We start from the raw sequence: 20,089 nt of genomic DNA, 5'->3' as shown, positions 1-20,089 counted from the left end.
AGGATCATGTTCGTCGGCCTCGCCCTTCTTGCCGCCGCGATCGAGGCGGCTGTCGGCTATCCCGACCGCCTGTTCCGCGCAATCCGCCACCCGGTGACCTGGATCGCGCGGGTCATAACATGGGGCGACCGGACGTGGAATTCGGCCGGCGACTCCGATCTCCAGCAACGCCTGCAGGGCGTGGCGCTGCTTCTGCTGCTGGTGGCGGGCAGCCTGCTGACGGGGCTTCTGATTTCCGCACTCCTCCATCTCGTGTTGCCGGCGATCGTGGCGTTCGTCGTCCTGGCCGTGCTGGCGAGCACGTTGCTGGCGCAGCGCAGCCTCGATTCGCACGTCGCGGCGGTGGCCGAAGCGCTCGAGGGCAAGGGACTGGCGGCGGCCCGCGCGGCGGTGGCGATGATCGTCGGGCGCGATACCAAAGATCTCGACGAGGCGGGCATAAGCCGTGCCGCCATCGAAAGCCTGGCCGAGAGCTTTTCCGACGGCGTGGTCGCGCCGCTTTTGTGGATGGCCGTCGCTGGCCTGCCAGGTGCGCTGGCCTACAAGGCGATCAACACCGCCGACAGCATGATCGGCCACAAGACGCCACGCCATCTTCATTTCGGCTGGGCCGCGGCGCGCGCCGACGATCTCGTGAACCTGCCGGCCTCGCGGCTCGCCGCGCTCTGGCTGGCCCTGGCGGCGCTGCTGCGGCCGGGCCTCTCGGCGCGGCAGGCGTGCATGGCGGCGTGGCAAGACGCGGGGCGGCACGATTCGCCCAATGCCGGTTGGCCGGAAGCGGCCATGGCGGGCGCTCTCGGCGTGCGGCTGATGGGGCCGCGCAGCTACGACGGCGAGCGGGTCGACGGTCCCTGGCTGGGACGCGGCAGGACCATCGCCACGGCGCGCGATATCCGCAGCGCGCTTTCGCTCTATCGAACGGCGTGCGGCCTCCAGATGGCGGTGCTGCTGCTCGTGCTGCTCGCGCTTATCCTGACGATGTGAGGTGCGGGATGCGCGCGAGCGCCAGCAGGCGGTCGCAATCGATGTGCGCCTCGACATGTTCGGCCAGCAGATCGAGCGTCGCCTCGAGGTCGGCTTCGTAGTCGAAGGGCGACGCCATGCCGCCCAGGCGCTGCAGCCAGTAGCGGCGCTGGCGGTCGTCGGTCAGCAGGCCGTGGATGTAGCAGCCGGCGATGCGGCCATCGGCGCTCACGGCTCCCTGATCGTGCCCGTTGTCGAGTCGCAGCAATGGCCGGACGGCACCGGTGGTGCGGCCGACATGCATTTCGTACCCCTTGAACGGCACGCTGCCGGCAGCCGTCTCGCCGGCGACCTCGACCAGCACCTTGCCGCCTTCCAGCACGGTGTCGACCGGCAAGAGGCCCAGTCCCGCCGCCGTGTCGGGCGGACCTTCGATGCCGTGCGGATCGGCGACGCTGCGGCCCAGCATCTGATAGCCGCCGCAAATCCCCAGCACATGACCGCCGCGTCGGACATGCGCTTCGATATCGATGTCCCAGCCGCTGTTCCGGAGCGCTGCGAGATCGGCGATCGTCGCCTTGGAGCCCGGCAGGATGACGAGTGCGGCGTCGCCCGGAAGCGCCTCGCCCGGCCGCACGAAGACGAGGTTCACCGACGGCTCCAGTCGGAGCGGATCGAAGTCGTCGAAATTGGCGATGCGCGGATAGGCAAGGACTGCGATCTTCAGGCCCTGGCCGCGAGGCGCCGTCGGCAGGCCCAGCGCATCCTCGGCCGGCAGGCGGTGCGCGGCGTCGAAATGGGGCACGAGGCCCAGCGCCGGCCAGCCCGTCTTCGCGGCGATGACCTCGAGGCCGTCGCCGAACAGCGAGGGATCGCCGCGGAAGCGGTTGACGATGAAGCCCACGACCGTCGCCGCATCGGCGGGATCGATCACGGCCTTCGTGCCGACCAGGCTGGCGATCACGCCGCCGCGGTCGATGTCGCCCACCAACACGACGGGTACGTCCGCCGCGCGCGCGAAACCCATGTTGGCGATGTCGCCGGTGCGCAGGTTCACTTCCGACGACGAGCCGGCGCCTTCCACCAGCACGAGATCGGCCTCGAGGGCGAGTCTGCCGAAGCTGTCGAGGACGGCGCACAGAAGCCTTGGCTTCATCGCCTGATAGTCGCGCGCTTTGGTGGCACCCGCGACCTTGCCCTGCACCACGACCTGCGCTCCGGTCTCGCTTTGGGGTTTCAGCAGGACCGGGTTCATATGGACCGTTGCCGCTACCCGCGCGGCGCGGGCCTGCAGTGCCTGGGCGCGGCCGATCTCGCCGCCATCGGCCGTCACCGCGGCGTTGTTCGACATGTTCTGCGGCTTGAAGGGCCGGACGCGAAGCCCGCGCCGCGTGAAAGCGCGCGCGAGGCCGGTCACAATCAGCGACTTGCCCACATCCGAGCCCGTGCCCTGGATCATGAGGGCGCGCGCCGCCATCAGAACTCGATGCCCTCCTGCGCCTTCACGCCAGCGGCGAAATGATGCTTCACCGGCGCCATCTCGGTCACGAGATCGGCGGCCTCGACCAGCTCAGGCTTGGCATTGCGGCCCGTGACGACGATGTGCTGATCGGTGCGCCGGGCCTGCAGCGCCGCCACGACCTCCTTCACGTCGAGATGGTCGTATCGCAGCGTGATATTGAGCTCGTCGAGCACGATCAGCCGGATCGACGGATCGGCCATCAGCTTCCGCGCCGCGGCCCATGCCCGTTTTGCCGCGTCGATGTCGCGGGCGCGGTCCTGTGTCTCCCAGGTGAAGCCCTCGCCCAGAGTATGCCATTCCACCTGATCGCCGAACCGCTCGATCGCGGTGCGCTCGCCCGACTGCCACATCCCCTTGCCGAACTGCACCACGCCGCAGCGGAAGCCGCGGCCAAGCGCGCGCAGCATCAGGCCGAATGCCGCCGTCGACTTGCCCTTGCCCTTGCCGGTATGCACGATCAACAGGCCCTTTTCGATCGTCTTGCCGGCCACCTCGGCATCCTGGACCGCCTTGCGGTGAGCCATTTTGGCCTTGTGCCGCGTCTCTTCGTCGTTTGCCGTCGTCATGCGGCCAAAATGGACGGCAAAGCCCTTGTCAGCAAGCCGGCCGGCCCTTATCAAGCGGGGCGACGGTTCCCCACGGGGATCAAAAGGGAACGTGGTGAAGGGCGTCGACGCCCCAATCCGCGGCTGCCCCCGCAACTGTCATCGGCTAGCCAAAGGCCTGCATACCACTGGGAAACCGGGAAGGTGGCCTGCGGCGAAGATCCGAGAGCCAGGATACCTGCCGTCGCTTTCTGCATTCGGATCGCCGGAGGGGCGGTCGAGGAGGATGACATGGCAAGCACGTCCATACCGGTAGCCGGATCGACCGAACGACAGGAAACCCTCAGGGCGGCCCTGGTCGCTGCTGTGCTGGGCACGGTGTTGGTGTTCCTTGCCGGCTTCGCCCAGCCCCAACTGCTCCACAACGCGGCACACGACGCGCGGCACAGCTTGAGCTTCCCCTGCCATTGAGGCTGCCGGAGTGCTTGCAAGGATTTTGTCGGTGGGCCTTCTCGCCGGCCTCGTGGCGGGGCTGCTGGTCGCCGCCCTTCAGCAGGTGACGACGACACCGCTGATCGTCGCCGCGGAAGTCTTCGAGACGGGGCACGGCGCTCATGCGCACGGGGGGCATGACGAAGGCTGGAAGCCTGCCGACGGGCTTCCGCGTCTTTTTTACACATCGCTCGCGACCGTCGTGACCGCCGTCGGCTTCGCCCTCCTGCTGGTCGCGGCGATGGCTGCGGTCGGCGAGCAGATCGACGAACGCCGTGCCCTGGCGTGGGCCGCCGCCGGCTTCGTCGCCTTCGGGCTTGCCCCTGCCGCCGGTCTGGCGCCGGAATTGCCCGGAAGTGCCGCCGGAGATCTCGTCGCCCGGCAGGTCTGGTGGGTCGGGACGGCCTGCGCCACGGCGGTCGCCATCTGGATGTTCCTCAAGACGGACAGGGCTTTCCTGCGTGTCGTGGCGCTGGCCGTGCTGCTGACGCCTCACCTCATCGGCGCGCCGCGGCCGCACGACCTCGAGAGCAGCGTGCCGCCCGAAATCGCAGCCCGGTTCGCGGCGCTGTCGCTGGCGGTCCAGGCGTCCCTCTGGTTGCTCATCGGAGTCACGGTCGGCCTGCTGTGGCCGAGGCTCGCGCGCCGGCCGGCGCCTTGACGCCATGCCTCGACGCGAAGCCGGCTCCATGAGCGTGCCTGGCGTCACGGTGTTCGTCTGCGGTCCCGTTGCCCGTGTTTCGCCTGTTCCTCATCCGGAGTCCGTAGAACAATGACCTCGTTCGCCAAGGTGCCGTGCACCATCGTCACGGGCTTTCTCGGGGCCGGGAAGACCACGCTCGTGCGCCATGTTCTGGAGAATGCCCACGGCCGGCGGCTGGCGGTGATCGTCAACGAGTTCGGCGACGTCGGCATCGATGGCGAGATCCTGAAGAGCTGCGGCGTCGAGAGCTGCCCGGAGGATGCGATCGTCGAGCTCGCGAACGGCTGCCTCTGCTGCACCGTCGCCGACGACTTCGTGCCGGCCCTGAAAGGCCTGCTCGACCGTCCCTCGCCGCCCGATCACATCGTGATCGAGACGTCGGGTCTCGCTCTTCCCAAGCCGCTGGTCAAGGCCTTCAACTGGCCGGAGATCGCCTCGCGCGTCACCGTCGACGGCGTCGTGACGGTGGTGGACGGGGCGGCCGTCGCGGCGGGCCGCTTCGCCGACGACCCCGACGCCATCGCCCGGCAACGCGCCAACGACCGATCGCTCGATCACGACAATCCGCTCGAGGAAGTGTTCGAGGACCAGCTTCTCTGCGCCGACCTCGTGATTCTGAACAAGGCCGACCTGATGTCCGTCGAACAGCGTCAGGCCGTCGTCGGCGAAATCGGCAAGACGCTGCCGCGGGCGGTGAAGGTCGTCGAGGCCGAGAACGGCCGGGTGCCGGTCGCCGTGCTGCTGGGTCTTGGAGCCGGTGCTGAAGCCGATCTCGCCCGCCGCCCGTCGCATCATGACGCCGAGGGCGAGCACGACCATGACGACTTCGACACCTTCATCATCGACCTGCCCTCGTTCGACGGACCACAGGTCCTGATCGAGCGCCTGAGGAAGGTGGCGATGGCGCACGACATCCTGCGGGTGAAGGGGTTCGTCGACATCGACGGCAAGCCGATGCGGCTTCTGGTGCAGGGTGTGGGCGCCCGGTTCCAGCATCAGTTCGACCGCCGCTGGGCTGCCGGGGAAGCACGGCAGGGACGCCTCGTCGTGATCGGCGAGCGGGGTCTCGACAGGGCGGCGATCGAGGCGCTGGTCGCAGGCTGACGGGAAACAAGGCATGCACGTCCTCGCGACACAGCTTGCGACCCTCGACGAAGCCGACGTCGCAATCGATCTCGGCCAGTCGCCGGCCGAAGTCGTCGTGCTGTCCTTTTCCGACAGCGATCTCTCCGCCTTGGCCGCAGCGTGGCAGCAGGAGCCGGAGTCGCTCCCGACCCTTCGGCTGGCGAATCTCAAGCGGCTGTGTCATCCCATGTCGGTCGATCTCTATGTCGAGAAGGTCGTGGCCAGAGCGCGCGCGGTGATTGTGCGCTGCCTGGGTGGGCTCGACTACTGGCGCTACGGGCTGGAGCATGTCGCCGACGCCGCGCGCGAAAACGGTATCTTGCTCGCGGCGCTGCCCGGTGACGATCGGGCCGATCCGCGGCTCGCGTCGATGTCGACCTTGCCTGCCGACAGGCTTGCGGTGCTCGATCGCTTTTTCCGCGAGGGCGGTCCCGACAATCTGCGGCAGGCTCTGCGCTGCGTCGGATCGATGCTGGGCCGCGACATGGACTGGTCGCCGCCGGTGCCGGTCGGGCCGATCACCGTTCTCGGCAACAGGGAGGACGATCGCCCGGCAGCGCTGATCGTCTTCTATCGGGCGAATCTGCTGGCGGGCGACATGGCGCCGGTCACGGCGTTGATGGAGGCGCTCGATCGCCAGGGTCTTGCGCCGCTTGCGATCGCTGTCGGCAGCCTCAAGGACCGAGCCATCGAAGCCGAGCTGGCGCGGCTGATCGAGACGCGGCGACCGGCGGTCATCCTCAACACGACGGCCTTCTCGGCATTGCGCGAGGACGACACGACCGTGCTCGACGCCGCCGACGTGCCGGTGCTGCAGGTCGTGCTGTCGGGCAGCGCCAGGGCGGCGTGGCGCGAATCGGGACGTGGACTCTCGCCGGCCGATCTTGCGATGAACGTGGTGCTGCCCGAGCTCGACGGCCGGCTTTTGACGCGTGCGGTCTCCTTCAAGGCCGAGGCACCCATCGATCCGCGTCTCGAATTCGCCGCGATCCGGCACGCGCCCGAACCGGACCGCATCGACTATGTCGCCCGGCTCGCGGCTGCCTGGACAAGGCTGCAACGCATGCCGCGTGGCGAGCGCAGGGTCGCGCTCGTATTGTCGGACTATCCGGCGCGCGGCGGACGAACCGGCTACGCGGTCGGCCTCGATACCGCGGCCAGTGCCGACGAGATCTTGCGACTCCTGGAGCAGGAAGGATACGGAACGTGCCTTCCGGCTGGCGGCGTCGCCGCGTTTCTGCGCGCTCCATCGCAGCACATCGAGATCTCGCTCGGCTTCTACACGAGGTGGCTCGCGACCTTGCCGGAAAGTCTGCGGACGGCACTGCGCGAGGCCTGGGGCGAGCCGGCAGAGGACTTCCGGCTGCCTGTCCTGCGCTGCGGCGAGGTGCTGGTTCTGCTGCAGCCGGATCGCGGCAGCGCGGGCGATCGCAAGTCGGGATATCACGACACCGGCTGCCCGCCGAGCCACGCCTATATTGCGCTCTACGCCTGGCTGCGCGAGATCGGGAACATCGATGCCCTTGTGCATCTCGGCACGCACGGCACGCTCGAATGGCTGCCGGGCAAGGCGCTGGCGCTTTCGGGGGAATGCTGGCCGGAAGCCGTGCTGGGGCCGATGCCGGTGATCTATCCCTTCATCGTCAACAATCCCGGCGAGGCGGTGCAGGCCAAGCGCCGCCTGGCGGCCGTCACCATCGGCCATCTCACACCGCCACTCGGCACGGCCGGCCTGCACGGCGCACTGGCCGAGATGGAAGGCATCATCGAGGAATATGCGGCGGCCGACGGCCTCGATCGCCGGCGCCTGCGCCATCTCGAGGAGGAGATCGTGGAGCGCGCCTGGAGTAACGGCCTCGCGGCCGATTGTGGCCTGGTGCGCGGCGAGCCGGCGCGGGCCGCCATCGCCAAGCTCGACGCGCAGCTTTGCGACATCAAGGAGCTCAGCATCCGCGACGGCCTGCACATCTTCGGACGGGCGCCCGATGCGGAAGCGGCCGCCGCATTGTCGCAAGCGATCAAGGTGCCCGAAGCAATGTTGCAGGACTGTGCCGCAACGGAGCGACGCGGCCTGCTGGCGGCGCTCGATGGCCGCCGCGTGGCGCCGGGGCCGGCGGGCGCGCCGACCCGCGGCCGCGCCGACGTCCTGCCGACCGGCCGCAACCTCACCTCGATCGATCCGCGCGCGATCCCGACACGGACGGCCGCCGCCATCGGCATGCGTGCGGCCGACGAGGTCGTGCGTCGCTACCTGCAGGATCATGGCGACTATCCGCGCGCACTGATGATCGATCTCTGGGCCTCGGCCTCGCTGCGCACCGGCGGTGACGATCTCGCCCAGGCGCTGGCCTATCTCGGCGTGCGTCCGACTTGGGACAGGAACTCGAGCCGTGTGATCGGCATCGAGGTGATGCCGCTGGCCGCCCTCGACCGCCCGCGCATCGACGTCACGCTGCGCATCTCGGGGCTGTTCCGCGACATCTTCGAGACGCAGATCGCGCTGTTCGACATGGCGGTCCAGCGCGTCGCCGCGCTGGACGAGGAGGCAGCGGACAATCCGCTGGCCGAGGCGCGGCGCAACGGAGCCGATCTCGCCCGCGTGTTCGGCGCGGCGCCCGGCGACTATGGCGCACGCGCAGGCGACCTCGCGCTCGACGGCAACTGGCAGACACGCGAGGAGCTGGGGACGGCCTACCTTTCGGCCGTTACCCATGCCTATGGCGGGCCCCGGTCGATGCGCGAGGCAGGCGACGATTTTCGTGGTCGCGTGGCCGCCGCTGACCTTCTCGTTCATCCGCAGGACGATCGCGAGCGCGACCTCCTCGATGGCGACGGCGTCGCCGACTTCGCCGGAGGTTTCGCGGCGGCGGCGGCGCTGCTCGACAATGCGCCGGAGCTCTACCACCTCGATACGAGTCGTCCGGAAGCACCGAAGGCGCGACGGCTTGCCGAGGAGATCGCCCGCGTGGTGCGTGGCCGGCTCACCAATCCGCGCTGGATCGCCGGCATGCTGGCGCATGGCCATCGCGGCGTCGCCGAGATCGCGCAGGGCGTCGATGCGCTCTATGCCTTCGCGGCGACCGCGCGGGCGGTGCCGGCGCATCTGTTCGACGCAACGCATGTAGCCCTGATCGCCGACGAGAATGTCCTGACGGCCATGCTCGACAGGAATCCGGCGGCCACGGCCGCCATCGCGCTCCGCCTGAAGGACGCCCTCGCACGTGGCTTGTGGGTGACGCGCCGCAATTCCGTCGAGGAAGAGCTCAAGCGCGTGCCGGGGAGCAGATCGTGAGCCTGGCCGCGACCATCGAGATCAAAGGATGGTGCCCGGGGGCGCTGCGGCCGATGGAAAGCGGCGACGGGCTCCTCGTGCGGGTGAAACCCTGGGCCAGCGCGCTGACGCTCGCCCAGGCCGGCGGCCTCGCGGCGATCGCGGAGCGCCTGGGCAACGGGCATATCGACCTCACGCGGCGCGCCAATCTGCAGCTTCGCGGTGTCGCGGCGCAGTCGCTGCCGGAGCTTCATCGTGCCCTCGGCCAGCTCGGCCTGCTCGACCCCGACGCCGAGATCGAGGCGGCGCGCAACATCATGGTCGGACCATTGGCCGGTGCCGAAGGGCGCGCCATCGCAGCCGCGTTGACCGAGGCCCTTTCGGCCGACCGCCGGCTCGCCGCCGGACTGCCGGCCAAGTTCGGCTGGCTGGTCGACGCACCCGGACCGCTGTCCATCATCGGCGAACGGGCGGATGTCGCCCTCTGCCTTCTGCCGGAGGGCGTGGCCCTGCGTGTCGCCGGCCGATGGCTGGGCCTTGCCAGTCGCGACCAGATCGTCTCGTGCCTGCTTGCGGCGTCTCGGACCTGTCTCGACGGCCGGCCGATGCCATCGCTTGCCGGGATGGATTCCGTTCCGGTTCCTGGTCGGCAGAGGTTGGGCCGGATCGGCGATGCCTTTGGAATCGCCGCGCCCTTCGGCCGGCTCGAAGCCGGCCAGCTGCAGGGGCTCGTCGCCCTTGCCGCCAAGGCCGGCGCCTCGGAACTGCGCCTGTCGCCGTGGCGCGCCGTCTATCTCGATGCCGAGATCGAGGGCGCAAGTGCGCTTGGCCTGATCGAGGATGGCGAGGATCCCCTGCTGCGCATCGATGCCTGCCCCGGAAGTCCAGCCTGCCGCGCGGCGAGCGTCGATGCGCGCCGTGACGCACGGCGGCTCGCGGCGTGGGGATTTGCCGGCACTCTTCACGTCTCCGGGTGCGCCAAGGGATGCGCGCGCTCGGCGCCGGCCGACCTGGTGCTGGTGGGCGGCGACGGTCGCTACGGGATTGTGCGCAATGGAACGGCCCGCGACAGGGCGCAGCGCACCGTCGAGCCCGGCGAGCTGGCGACGGTGCTGCGTGGCTGAGCGACCCTATATTCGCGACGGCGCCGAGATTTATCGGCGGTCCTTCGCCATCATCCGCGCCGAAGCGGATCTGGCGCGCTTCGCGCCGGCCGAGGAGCGCGTCGCCGTGCGCCTCATCCATGCCTGCGGCATGGTCGAGATCGCACGCGAGATCGTCATGTCGCCGACCTTTGCCGACAACGCACGCTGGGCGCTGATGGGCGGCGCGCCGATCCTCTGCGATTCGAAGATGGTCGCCAACGGCGTCACCCGGGCCCGCCTGCCGGCGGCCAACGATGTGGTCTGCACGCTCGACGATCCTGCCGTTCCCGAGCTTGCGCGCAAGATCGGCAACACGCGCAGCGCGGCGGCGATGGAGCTGTGGCGCGACAGGCTGGGTGGCGCCGTGGTCACGATCGGCAACGCACCGACGGCGCTCTTCCGCCTGCTCGAGATGCTCGACGAAGGCGTGCCGCCGCCCGCCGCCGTGATCGGCCTGCCGGTGGGATTCGTCGGCGCCCGGGAATCGAAGGAGATGCTGGCGGCGGACCGCCGTGTGCCCTTCCTGATCGTGAGGGGTCGCAAGGGCGGCAGCGCCATGGCCGCCGCCGCGCTCAACGCGCTCGCGAGCGACGTCGAATGACGAGCCTCGAGAGCCTTGCCGGCACGGCCCGGGGCGGCACGCTCTACGGCATCGGCGTCGGGCCGGGCGATGTCCGCTACCTCACGCTGCGGGCCGCGGGCCTGGTGCGCTCGGTCGATGTCGTGGCGTTCTTCGCCAAGCGTGGCCTGGAGGGCAATGCGCGTCGGATCGCCTCGCCCCTGCTCGCGGCCGGCCGGCCGGAACTGCGATGCGAATATCCAGTGACCGATGAAATCCCGGCCGAGCATCCGGAGTACCGGGAAAAGATCGGCCGCTTCTATTGCGAGACGGCCGCCGCGCTCGCGGCGCTGTTGAGCGAGGGCAAGTCGGTCGGGCTGCTGGCCGAAGGCGATCCCTTCTTCTATGGCTCGTTCATGCACATGTGGCGTCGCCTCTCGCCCGAGTTCCCGATCGAGGTGGTGCCGGGCGTCACGGGCATGTCGGGCTGCTGGACCCGCGCCAACCTGCCGATCACCTGGGGCAACGATACGCTTGCGGTCCTGCCGGGGACGCTTGACGAGGCGCAGCTCGTAGATCGGCTGCGCAGCACCGATGCCGCGGTTATCATGAAGGTGGGCCGTCATCTCGACAAAGTGCGGCGTGCCGTCGGGGCGGCCGGGCTCCTGCAGCGCGCGGTCTATGTCGAGCGCGGCACCATGCATGACGAGCGCGTCGTGCCGCTCGCCCAATGCCGCGAAGCCCAAGGTGCCTATTTCGCGATGGTGCTGATTCCCGGCGAGGGGCGGCGGCTGTGACGGGCTCGCTGGTCATCGTCGGCACAGGGCCCGGCAAGCCGGAGCTGATGACGCCGGCGGCCGGGTCGGCGCTTGCCAGGGCGACCGATCTCGTCGGCTACGCAGCTTATCTCGACCGCGTGCCGGCGCGGCACGGTCAGCGCCGGCACGCCTCGGACAATCGCGTCGAGCTCGAACGCGCGCGTCATGCCTTGATGCTCGCCGCGTCCGGCCGAGATGTCGCGGTCGTGTCGGGTGGCGACCCCGGCGTGTTCGCCATGGCGGCCGCGATCTTCGAGGCGGTCGAGGCTGGTGATCAGGCATGGCGGTCGCTCGACATCCGCGTCGAGCCGGGGGTGACGGCGATGCTGGCGGCGGCGGCGGAGGTCGGCGCCCCGCTCGGCGGCGATTTCTGTGCAATCTCGCTGTCCGACAACCTGAAATCGTGGGCGACCATCGAGCGACGGCTGAAGGCGGCGGCCGAGGCCGATTTCGTGATCGCTCTCTACAATCCGGCCTCCCGGGCGCGGCCGCATCAGCTTGGGCAGGCCTTCGCGCTGTTGCGCACCTTGAAGGCGGCAACGACACCGGTGCTGTTCGTGCGCGCGGCAGGCACGAGCGAAGCGAAGGTCATCGCCTCGGATCTCGCGGAAGCCAATGCATCGGTTGCCGACATGCGCACGCTGGTTATCGTGGGCGCCAGCACGACGCGCTGCGTCGGTCGCTGGATCTATACGCCGCGCAGCGAGCGCGAAGCGGCGTCATGAAAATGCCGCTCCAGCCACGCGACCGCCTCGGCGGCACTTCCAACGATATGGCCGCGGGGCTTGTGCGGGCGCTCGATCATGATCACGGGCAGGCCGAGGGCGCGGGCGGCCTCGATCTTGGCATAGGTCGCCGTGCCGCCGGCATTCTTGGAGACGAGAATCTCGATCCGTTCGTTCTTCAGCAGGCGCTCCTCGGCATCCCGGTCGAACGGCCCGCGTGCCTGCAGGATTCGCAGATCGGGCGGCAAGCCTGCCGGACTGGGCGGCTCGATCACGCGGGCGAGATAGTGGTGCTGCGGCGCGGCGGCGAACGCCGCGAGTTCCTGGCGGCCGAGGCCCAGGAACACCCGGCTCGGCCTGGATCCCAGAGCCAGGGCAGCCGCGGTCGCCGTCGAAACGGCCTGCCAGCGGTCGCCGGCGTGCCGCGTCCAGGGCGTGCGCACCAACGATGCGAGGGTCACGCCAGCGCGCGAGCAGGCGGCAACGGCATGGGCCGACATCTGGTCGGCATAGGGATGCGTGGCGTCGATCACGGCCTCGATGGCCTGCCCGCGGAGAAAATGCACGAGCCCGTCGACCCCGCCGAAGCCGCCGATGCGTGTGGCGATCGGCTGGGGCTTCGGCGTCGAGGTGCGGCCGGCCAGCGACAGGGTCGCCTCGAACCGCGCATCGCCGGCCAGCAGGCGCGCGAGAGCGGACGCTTCCGTCGTGCCGCCCAGGATCAGGATGCGAAGAGCTGTGGCCATGGCCGCTGAGCGCGCAACCTGCCCGCCGAGACCATGGCTGTCCATCATCGGCATCGGCGAGGATGGCGTCGCGGGCCTGTCGCCGGTGGCGCAGCGGCTCGTCTCCGGGGCCGAGCTGGTGGTGGGCGGCAAACGCCACCTCGCGCTGGCCGACAGCCTGATCCAGGGCCGTCGGCTCCCTTGGCCGAGTCCCATCGGCATGGCGTTGCCGGAGATCGAGAACCATCGTGGAAGGCCGGTGGCGGTCCTGGCGAGCGGCGATCCGTTCCACTACGGCGTCGGCGACATGCTGATGCGCGTTCTGCAGCCGGGCGAGATGGTCTGCCTGCCGCAGCCGTCGGCCTTCAGCCTGGCGGCGAGCCGGCTCGGATGGTCGCAGCAGGAGGTCTCGCTCGCCAGCCTGCACGGCCGTGCCCTGGAAGGGATCGTGCGCTGCCTGCAGCCCGGCGCGCGGATCCTTGCCTTGTCATGGGACGGCACCACGCCGGCCAGGCTTGCGCAGTTCCTCGCCAGGCGCGGCATGGGCGGCTCGACGCTGACCGTTCTCGAGCATCTCGGCGGACCGAAGGAGCGGGTGCGTGACACGAAAGCAGAATCGTTCGATCTCGGCGACATCGCGGCCCTCAACACCGTCGCGCTCGAAGTGTCCGCTTCGCCCGACGCGGTGACCATTCCGTTGTCTCCCGGTCTCGACGACGCGCTGTTCGAGCACGATGGTCAGCTCACCAAGCGCGAGGTGCGCGCAATCACGCTGTCGGCCCTGGCGCCGCGCCAGGGCGAGCTTCTGTGGGATGTCGGCCTTGGCGCCGGCTCGATTGCCATTGAATGGCTGCTGCGCCATCCGTCCATGCGAGCAATCGGCATCGAGGCTGACGCGGCGCGGGCGGCACGCGCTGCCCGGAATGCGGCGACGCTCGGCACGCCGGACCTCAGGATCGTGCAGGGCCGCGCGCCGGAGGCACTGGCCGACTTGTCGAGTCCGGATGCGGTGTTCATCGGCGGTGGTCTCTCCGATGTTCGCGTTTTCGATGCGGCATGGGGAGCGCTGAGGCCCGGCGGACGATTGGTGGCCAATGCCGTCTCGCTCGCGACCGAGGCGCGGCTGATCGAGCTCTTCGGGCGCCACGGCGGCGAGCTGGTACGTCTCGAAGTGGCACGCGCAGGCGGGGCGGGCGGGGGCAAGGCTTTCCTCTGGCGCCCCGCCGCGCCGGTCGTCCAATGGCGCGTGAGCAAGCCATGATCGTGGCCGGTGTCGGCGGTCGCAGCGGCGTTTCGGCCGACGAGATCGAGCAGGTGGTGCGCATGGCGCTCGATATGTTCGAACTGCCCGCTGCGCGACTCAGTGCCTTTGCGACCGAGTCGGCGAAGGCAGCGGATCCTGCCTTCGTCGAAGCCGCCCGGCGAATCTCGGTGCCCCTGCGCGCCTGCACGCTCGACGAACTCGACCGCGTGGCGGGCCGGGTGCTCACGCCCTCGAAGCTGGTGCTGGAGACCAAGGGCGTGCCCTCGATCGCCGAAGCATCGGCCCTGGTGGTCGCCGGCCGGAACGCGCGTCTTCTCGGCACACGCGTGGCAACGGCGTGCGCGACCTGCGCGATCGCCATCGGAGACGGCCGATGACGGTCCATTTCATCGGCGCCGGGCCGGGCGCGCCCGACCTCATCACGGTTCGCGGCCGCGACCTGATCGGCCGCTGCCCGGTCTGCCTCTACGCCGGCTCGCTCGTGCCGAAAGCGCTGCTCGAGCATTGTCCAGCCGGCGCCCGCATCGTCGATACCGCACCCCTGTCGCTCGACGAGATCGTCGCCGAGTGCCGGCGGGCCAACGATGCACGCCAGGACGTGGCGCGGCTGCATTCGGGCGATCTCTCGGTGTGGAGCGCGCTCGGCGAGCAGGTTCGGCGGCTCGCGGCCGAGGGCATCCCCCATACGGTGACGCCGGGCGTGCCGTCGTTCGCCGCCGCCGCCGCTGCGCTGGGCCGCGAGCTCACCCTGCCCGGGCTCGCGCAGACAGTCGTGCTGACCCGCACCTCGGGGCGCGCCTCGGCCATGCCGGCCGGCGAGGACCTCAGGGCCTTCGCCGCCACCGGAGCGACGCTCGCGATTCATCTTTCCATCCATGTGCTCGACAAGGTCGTGGCCGACCTGCTGCCGTTCTACGGCACCGATTGCCCGGTGGCGGTGGTCTACCGTGCAAGCTGGCCGGACGAGCGCATCGTGAGCGGCACGCTCGGCACGATCGCGCCCGAAGTCGCCAAAAGCCCGATGGAGCGCACAGCGCTGATCCTGGTCGGCAAGGTCCTGTCGGCGCAGGATTTCCGCGACAGCGCGCTCTATGACGCGGCCTATCAGCGACGGTTCCGCGGCAGGGGCGCATGAGCCTGCCGGGCTTTCCTCCCATGCCCGACTTCTTGCCGGGCGAGGTATGGCTGGCGGGTGCCGGTCCCGGCGATCCGAGGCTGCTGACTTTGCTTGCCCTGCATGCGCTCGCCACGGCGGACGATATCGTCCACGACGCGCTGGTCGATCCACGGGCGCTTGCCCTGAAGCGCGCCGAGGCCGAGTTGATTTCCGCGGGCAAGCGCGGTGGCCGGCCTTCGCCGAACCAGCGCGACATCAACGAGATCCTGATCGAGCGCGCCAGGCTCGGTCGCCGTGTGCTGCGGCTGAAGGGCGGCGATCCCTTCGTGTTCGGCCGTGGCTGGGACGAGGCCTTGGCCCTGACGGCCGCGGGCATTCGCTTTCGTGTCATTCCGGGTATCACGGCAGGCTTGGCCGCGACCGCGCTCGCCGGCATTCCGGCAACGACGCGCGAGACCAACCATGCCGTCGTGCTGGCTGCCGGCCATCGCGCTGACGGCAGCTCGACGACCGACTGGGCGGCGCTGGCAAGGCTCGGCCAGCCGATCATTCTCTACATGCCGATGAGCCAACTGCCGGACATCGTGGCGGCGCTTCAGCAGGGCGGCCTGGCGAAGGAGACGCCGGCGGCGCTGCTTCAGTCGGCGACGACCGACAGTGAGCGGGTGGTGGAGAGCACACTCGGCGCCCTGCTGGACGACGCCCGCAGGAACGGCATCGGCTCGCCGGCCATCCTGGTGATCGGCAGCGTGGTCGGCCTGCGACGGCAGCTCCTGCCCCGTCTCGCCGGCTGGCAATGACGCCCGGCCTGGTCGTTGCGGGCGTGCGCTCCGGTTCGGGCAAGACGACCGTGACCCTGGGCCTGATGCGGGCGCTCGGCCGACGCGGACGCGCCGTGCAGCCGTTCAAGTGCGGCCCCGACTATATCGATCCTGCATTCCATGCCGTCGCGGCAGGCCGACCGAGCTTCAACCTCGATACCTGGGCGATGACGCCGGCACGGGTGGCCGACCTCGTTGCGCGCCATCCCGCGGACATCGCCATCGCCGAGGGCGTGATGGGCCTGTTCGACGGCGTCGCGGGCCGCGGCGCCACGGCCGATCTCGCGGCCCTGCTGGGATGGCCGGTCGTGCTGGTGCTCGACGTGAAGGGCCAGACCGAGACCGCGGCCGCGATCGCGGCCGGCTGCGCGGCCTATCGCAAGGACGTGGCGGTCGCGGGCGTCATCCTCAATCGCGTCGCCGGCGCACGCCATCTTGCCTTGATCGAGCCGGCCCTGGCGCGGACGAGGCTTGCGCTGTTCGGCATGCTGGGTGACGACGCCGGGCTGGCTCTGCCCGCGCGGCATCTCGGTCTCGTGCAGGCGGCCGAGACGGCCGATCTCGAGGACCGCCTCGACGCCCTGGCCGACGCGGTTTCGGCCTCGGTCGACATCTCGGCCATCGAGCGGAGCGCCCGCAAGGCGCTGCCGCCCGCCACGAGCCCGATGCCCATCGCGCCGCCCGGCCAGCGCATTGCGCTGGCCTCCGACCGCGCCTTCTCCTTCATCTATCCGCACCTTCTCGAGCAATGGCGCTCGGCCGGGGCGGAGATCCGGTCCTTCTCGCCGCTCGCCGACGAGGCGCCGGCGGCCGACAGCGATGCAGTCTGGCTGCCCGGCGGCTATCCCGAGCTGCATGCCGGTGCGCTTGCCGAGGCACGGCGATTCCGGAACGGCTTGCACGATCTGGCCGCGCGCGCCGTGCCGATCCATGGCGAATGCGGCGGCTACATGGTGCTGGGGCAGGGGATCGTCGATGCCGCCGGTGATCGGCATGCCATGGCGGGCCTGCTTCGGCTCGAGACGTCGTTCGCCGACCGTCGCCTGCATCTCGGCTACCGCCAGGCCCGGCTGCGAAGCGACTGCGCGCTCGGCCGGCGGGGAACCGAGGTGCTGGGCCACGAGTTCCACTATGCCTCCACCATCGCGGCGGGCGACGAGCCTCTGGTCGACTGCCGGGATGCCTATGGAATGCCGGTGGCCGAGGCGGGCGCGCGCCGCGGCTCGGTGAGCGGTACCTTCTTCCACTTTCTCAGCACGGGGTCGCCATGAGCACGATCAAGCCGGCGCCGCCGGGACACCTGCCGTTCGATGCGACCTTCCGCACGACGTTGCGCGATCTCGTGCTCTGGCGGCGCGACGTGCGCCGCTTCCGCCGCGATCCCGTGCCGGAAAGGTTGATCGACGATCTGATCGAACTCGCCACCCATGCGCCGTCGGTCGGCTTCAGCCAGCCCTGGCGGTTCGTGAAGGTGAGGTCGGCGCAGCGCCGGCAGTTCGTGTGGGAAAGCTTTGCGGCCGCCAACGCCCGAGCTCTCGAAGGCTACGACGGCGCGCAGCGCGCGACCTATGACAGTCTGAAGCTTGCCGGCCTGAAGGAGGCGCCCGTCCATCTTGCCGTCTTCGCCGACGAGTCGACGGCCAAGGGCGCCGGTCTTGGTCGCCAGACCATGCCCGAGACGCTGCGCTATTCCGTGGTGGCTGCCGTGCAGACGCTGTGGCTCGCCGCGCGTGCCGAGGGGCTCGGCGTGGGCTGGGTGTCGATCCTCGATCCTGAGACGGTGACGCGGGCGCTCGACGTGCCGGAAGGATGGACGCTGGTGGCTTATCTCGACATGGGCTGGCCGGCTGAGGAGCATCTCGATCCCGAGCTCGAGCGCCACCACTGGGAAGCTCGGCAGTACGCCGGCGATCTCGTGTTCGAGCGCTGATCGTGATTGCCGCCGTGGCGGAGTCTACACGCTAACGCGCCGACTCGGTGTCGTAGAGCTCGACGTGCGGCGTGCGCACGGCGCGCATGGTCATGCCCAGGGCGCGAAGACCGAGGTAACCGGCGCAGAACGCAGCGCCGGCGGCGACGTGTTGGGCATCGACCACCGCGTCCTCCAGGAGGGCACTGGCGAAGTCGATCATCGCCAGCACGACCAGCCCGAAGCCGACGATCAGCCCGTCGACCGTGCGCGGCACGCGGACGAGGCCCCACCTCTGGTCCGACGCCACCGTCATCAGCCAGCCACGCGTGCGTCCGATGACGCCGCCAAGGACCGCGGCGACCGCCCACTCGACGTCGTGCGCGACGGTGGCGTTGAAGATGCCGGCCAGCAGCACGAGCGCGACGACGGCGGCAAGGCATGGCGGCACTGCAAGCCGCCACAGCTTCACGACGCCCCCCGACGATTGCGAGCCGATCGTCCAGAGGCAGACGATGGCGGCCGCGACGGTGAGAAAATTCGAGAGGCTGACGGGTGCAGTCATGGCTCGAGGCCCGGATCAAAAATTAAAGAACGCCCACGCGGCTAATATTCGCCTCGGCACCCATCATGCCAACGGCGAAATTGACGCTTCACCTGCCTTGTTCGAAGGGCTCTGTTGCATCATCGTTGCGCACCGTGTGCGTCTTTCGATTCAGTCCTTGAGCAGTGCCGGTTCGAGCGCAGGACGTCCACGAATCATATCTGCTGCTTTTTCGGCGATCATCAGGACGGAAGCGTTGAGATTCGCCGACGGCATCGTCGGCATGATCGACGCATCGACCACGCGCAGTCCCTCGATGCCGCGCAGCCGGAGCTGGTCGTCGACCACGGCGGTCGGGTCGGTATGGGGCGCCATACGGCAGGTGCCCATCAGATGGAATGTCGTCGTGCCTCGCTGCTTGGCGGCAGCCAGCAGGTCGGCGTCGGATTGCGCCTGGGGTCCGGGAAACTCCTCACGATCGTAATACTTGCTGAGCGGCCGGGAGGCGAGCAGCCGGCGCGCCAGCTTCATGCCGGCGAGCAGCACCCGCCGGTCGCTCTCGACGGCGAGGTAGTTGGGCTGGATGACCGGATGATCGAACGGATCGGCTGACTTTGCGCGGACATGGCCGGTGCTGTCCGGCCGCTGCTGCCATGACGCGATCGTCATGCCGGGAAAGTCGTCGAGCCTCGATTGCACGCCTTCCTTGTAGCTTGCCGGCGTGAAGGTGAGCTGCAGGTCGTAGTTGTCGAGGCGCTCGTCGGACTTCCAGAAGACGTAGATCAGCGTCGGATTGAGGGCGAGGATACCCTTGCGCGTAAGCGCATACTTCATGATCTCGCGGGCAAGCTTCAGCCCGTGCGACTTCTCGTTGATGCTCTCGGCGTTCTTCACACGGGCGACGAAACGCGGAGCATAGTGATCGCGCAGATTCTCGCCCACGCCGGCCAGGTCATGCTGCACGGGAATGCCGAGCGATTGCAGCAGCGGCGCCGGTCCGATACCGGAAAGCTGCAGGAGCTGCGGCGAATTGACCGCACCGCCGCTCAGGATCACCTCGCGGCGGGCGCGGACCTCGACGTGCGGTCCGTTTCGCCCGCCCTTGCGATAGCGCACGCCGACCGCTTTCTTGCCTTCCAGCACGATGGCGGTCGCATGGGCGTGGGTGCGCACGGTGAGGTTGGGCCGCTTCATCGCGGGATGGAGGTAGCCGCGGGCAGCGCTGATGCGGCGGCCGTTGCGGATGATGCGCTGGACGTAGCTCACGCCGGCCTGTTGCGTGCCGTTGTAATCGAGGTTGCGCGGGATGCCCATCTCGACCGCACCCTCGATGAAGGCCTCGCACAGGGGATCGCGCCAGTCGAGATCGGTGATCGGCAGGTGGCCGTCGCTGCCACGGAACGTGTCGTCGATCTCGTGCGCGATGCGCCGCTCGGTGCGCCGGAAGTAGGGCAGCACGTCGGCGTAGCCCCAGCCGTGGTTGCCGCGCTGCGCCCAGCCGTCGAAGTCGAGCCGCTGGCCGCGATTGTAGATGTGGCCGTTGATCGAGCTCGAGCCGCCGAGCGTCTTGCCGCGCGGCGCGGCGATGCGCCGGCCGCCGGTCCATTCGCTGGGCTCGGAGGTGTAGAGCCAATTCACCTTCGGATCGACCAGCGTGTACATGAAGCCGGCCGGGATATGGATGAAGGGATGCCAGTCGCGCGGACCGGCCTCGAGCACGCAGACACTCGCCTTTCCGTCCTCGCTCAGCCGGTTGGCGAGCACGCTGCCGGCTGACCCCGCGCCCACGATTACATAGTCGAAGCTTTCCATTCGCTGGCGTTTCCCCCGATGCCGGTCCG

The 20,089-nt window shown here is 69.4% G+C and carries 20 protein-coding genes and 1 riboswitch; of the genes, 15 read left to right on the top strand and 5 right to left on the bottom strand.

Annotated elements, in window-relative coordinates:
* Window positions 1-6: 6 nt before the first annotated feature.
* Window positions 7-984, top strand: coding sequence for an adenosylcobinamide-phosphate synthase CbiB (gene cbiB / locus OJF58_RS06230; protein WP_300782695.1), 978 nt, complete (start codon window positions 7-9; stop codon window positions 982-984).
* Here the strand turns inward: cbiB and OJF58_RS06225 are convergent.
* Window positions 968-2,440 (bottom strand): cobyric acid synthase, encoded by a 1,473-nt coding sequence (locus OJF58_RS06225; protein ID WP_300782693.1) that lies wholly within the window; start codon window positions 2,438-2,440, stop codon window positions 968-970. The two genes, cbiB and OJF58_RS06225, sit on opposite strands and share 17 nt — an antisense overlap.
* Window positions 2,440-3,051: a cob(I)yrinic acid a,c-diamide adenosyltransferase gene (gene cobO, locus OJF58_RS06220; protein ID WP_300782691.1), complete on the bottom strand. Its 612-nt coding sequence runs from the start codon at window positions 3,049-3,051 to the stop codon at window positions 2,440-2,442. The genes OJF58_RS06225 and cobO overlap by 1 nt, the downstream gene beginning before the upstream one ends.
* A gap of 46 nt (window positions 3,052-3,097) precedes the next feature.
* Window positions 3,098-3,291: riboswitch (cobalamin riboswitch) on the top strand.
* A gap of 30 nt (window positions 3,292-3,321) precedes the next feature.
* Here cobO and OJF58_RS06215 point away from each other — a divergent pair.
* The 8 genes from OJF58_RS06215 to cobJ all read left to right on the top strand — a co-directional run bounded on the left by OJF58_RS06215 (window position 3,322) and on the right by cobJ (window position 11,868).
* On the top strand, window positions 3,322-3,501 hold the full coding sequence (locus tag OJF58_RS06215; RefSeq protein WP_300782689.1) for a CbtB domain-containing protein: 180 nt from the start codon (window positions 3,322-3,324) through the stop codon (window positions 3,499-3,501).
* Window positions 3,502-3,511: 10 nt separating this feature from the next.
* A complete protein-coding gene (locus tag OJF58_RS06210) occupies window positions 3,512-4,183 on the top strand; it encodes a CbtA family protein (RefSeq protein WP_300782686.1) in 672 nt (223 codons plus the stop codon).
* Window positions 4,184-4,294: 111 nt separating this feature from the next.
* Window positions 4,295-5,329 carry a cobalamin biosynthesis protein CobW gene (gene cobW / locus OJF58_RS06205; protein ID WP_300782683.1) on the top strand — a complete coding sequence of 345 codons (1,035 nt, stop codon included), beginning with the start codon at window positions 4,295-4,297 and terminating at the stop codon, window positions 5,327-5,329.
* A gap of 13 nt (window positions 5,330-5,342) precedes the next feature.
* Complete coding sequence (gene cobN, locus OJF58_RS06200; protein WP_300782681.1) at window positions 5,343-8,642, top strand: cobaltochelatase subunit CobN; 3,300 nt, start codon at window positions 5,343-5,345, stop codon at window positions 8,640-8,642.
* Window positions 8,639-9,745, top strand: coding sequence for a precorrin-3B synthase (locus OJF58_RS06195; protein ID WP_300782678.1), 1,107 nt, complete (start codon window positions 8,639-8,641; stop codon window positions 9,743-9,745). The genes cobN and OJF58_RS06195 overlap by 4 nt, the downstream gene beginning before the upstream one ends.
* Window positions 9,738-10,367 carry a precorrin-8X methylmutase gene (locus OJF58_RS06190; protein ID WP_300782676.1) on the top strand — a complete coding sequence of 210 codons (630 nt, stop codon included), beginning with the start codon at window positions 9,738-9,740 and terminating at the stop codon, window positions 10,365-10,367. The genes OJF58_RS06195 and OJF58_RS06190 overlap by 8 nt, the downstream gene beginning before the upstream one ends.
* Window positions 10,364-11,122, top strand: a complete 759-nt coding sequence (locus OJF58_RS06185; protein ID WP_300782675.1) for a precorrin-2 C(20)-methyltransferase — start codon at window positions 10,364-10,366, stop codon at window positions 11,120-11,122. Before OJF58_RS06190 ends, OJF58_RS06185 begins: the two co-directional genes overlap by 4 nt.
* Window positions 11,119-11,868: a precorrin-3B C(17)-methyltransferase gene (gene cobJ, locus OJF58_RS06180; protein ID WP_300782673.1), complete on the top strand. Its 750-nt coding sequence runs from the start codon at window positions 11,119-11,121 to the stop codon at window positions 11,866-11,868. Before OJF58_RS06185 ends, cobJ begins: the two co-directional genes overlap by 4 nt.
* Here cobJ and OJF58_RS06175 read toward each other — a convergent pair.
* Complete coding sequence (locus OJF58_RS06175; RefSeq protein ID WP_300782670.1) at window positions 11,832-12,614, bottom strand: cobalt-precorrin-6A reductase; 783 nt, start codon at window positions 12,612-12,614, stop codon at window positions 11,832-11,834. The genes cobJ and OJF58_RS06175 overlap by 37 nt on opposite strands.
* Between OJF58_RS06175 and cbiE the strand changes: the two genes are divergently transcribed.
* The 6 genes from cbiE to bluB are packed head-to-tail and all read left to right on the top strand — an operon-like array spanning window position 12,613 to window position 17,725.
* A complete protein-coding gene (gene cbiE / locus OJF58_RS06170) occupies window positions 12,613-13,854 on the top strand; it encodes a precorrin-6y C5,15-methyltransferase (decarboxylating) subunit CbiE (protein WP_300782667.1) in 1,242 nt (413 codons plus the stop codon). The two genes, OJF58_RS06175 and cbiE, sit on opposite strands and share 2 nt — an antisense overlap.
* Window positions 13,851-14,234 (top strand): cobalamin biosynthesis protein, encoded by a 384-nt coding sequence (locus tag OJF58_RS06165; RefSeq protein WP_300782664.1) that lies wholly within the window; start codon window positions 13,851-13,853, stop codon window positions 14,232-14,234. Before cbiE ends, OJF58_RS06165 begins: the two co-directional genes overlap by 4 nt.
* Window positions 14,231-14,992: a precorrin-4 C(11)-methyltransferase gene (cobM, locus tag OJF58_RS06160; RefSeq protein WP_300782661.1), complete on the top strand. Its 762-nt coding sequence runs from the start codon at window positions 14,231-14,233 to the stop codon at window positions 14,990-14,992. The genes OJF58_RS06165 and cobM overlap by 4 nt, the downstream gene beginning before the upstream one ends.
* A 20-nt stretch (window positions 14,993-15,012) precedes the next feature.
* Window positions 15,013-15,774, top strand: coding sequence for a uroporphyrinogen-III C-methyltransferase (cobA, locus tag OJF58_RS06155; protein ID WP_300782660.1), 762 nt, complete (start codon window positions 15,013-15,015; stop codon window positions 15,772-15,774).
* Window positions 15,771-17,066, top strand: a complete 1,296-nt coding sequence (locus OJF58_RS06150) for a cobyrinate a,c-diamide synthase (RefSeq protein ID WP_300782658.1) — start codon at window positions 15,771-15,773, stop codon at window positions 17,064-17,066. Before cobA ends, OJF58_RS06150 begins: the two co-directional genes overlap by 4 nt.
* A complete protein-coding gene (bluB, locus tag OJF58_RS06145; RefSeq protein ID WP_300782656.1) occupies window positions 17,063-17,725 on the top strand; it encodes a 5,6-dimethylbenzimidazole synthase in 663 nt (220 codons plus the stop codon). The genes OJF58_RS06150 and bluB overlap by 4 nt, the downstream gene beginning before the upstream one ends.
* Window positions 17,726-17,756: 31 nt before the next feature.
* On the opposite strand, the gene OJF58_RS06140 is transcribed toward bluB, so the two are convergent.
* The gene (locus OJF58_RS06140; RefSeq protein ID WP_300782655.1) at window positions 17,757-18,269 is read right to left on the bottom strand and encodes a hypothetical protein; all 513 of its coding nucleotides are present in this window, start codon (window positions 18,267-18,269) and stop codon (window positions 17,757-17,759) included.
* Between the two features lie 150 nt (window positions 18,270-18,419).
* A complete protein-coding gene (locus OJF58_RS06135; RefSeq protein WP_300782652.1) occupies window positions 18,420-20,060 on the bottom strand; it encodes a GMC family oxidoreductase N-terminal domain-containing protein in 1,641 nt (546 codons plus the stop codon).
* Window positions 20,061-20,089 lie beyond the last annotated feature (29 nt).

The organism is Enhydrobacter sp., assembly GCF_030246845.1.
GTDB lineage: Bacteria > Pseudomonadota > Alphaproteobacteria > Reyranellales > Reyranellaceae > Reyranella.
The sequence above is the reverse complement of the archived record's forward strand: the minus strand, read 5'-3'. Positions and strand labels throughout refer to the sequence as shown.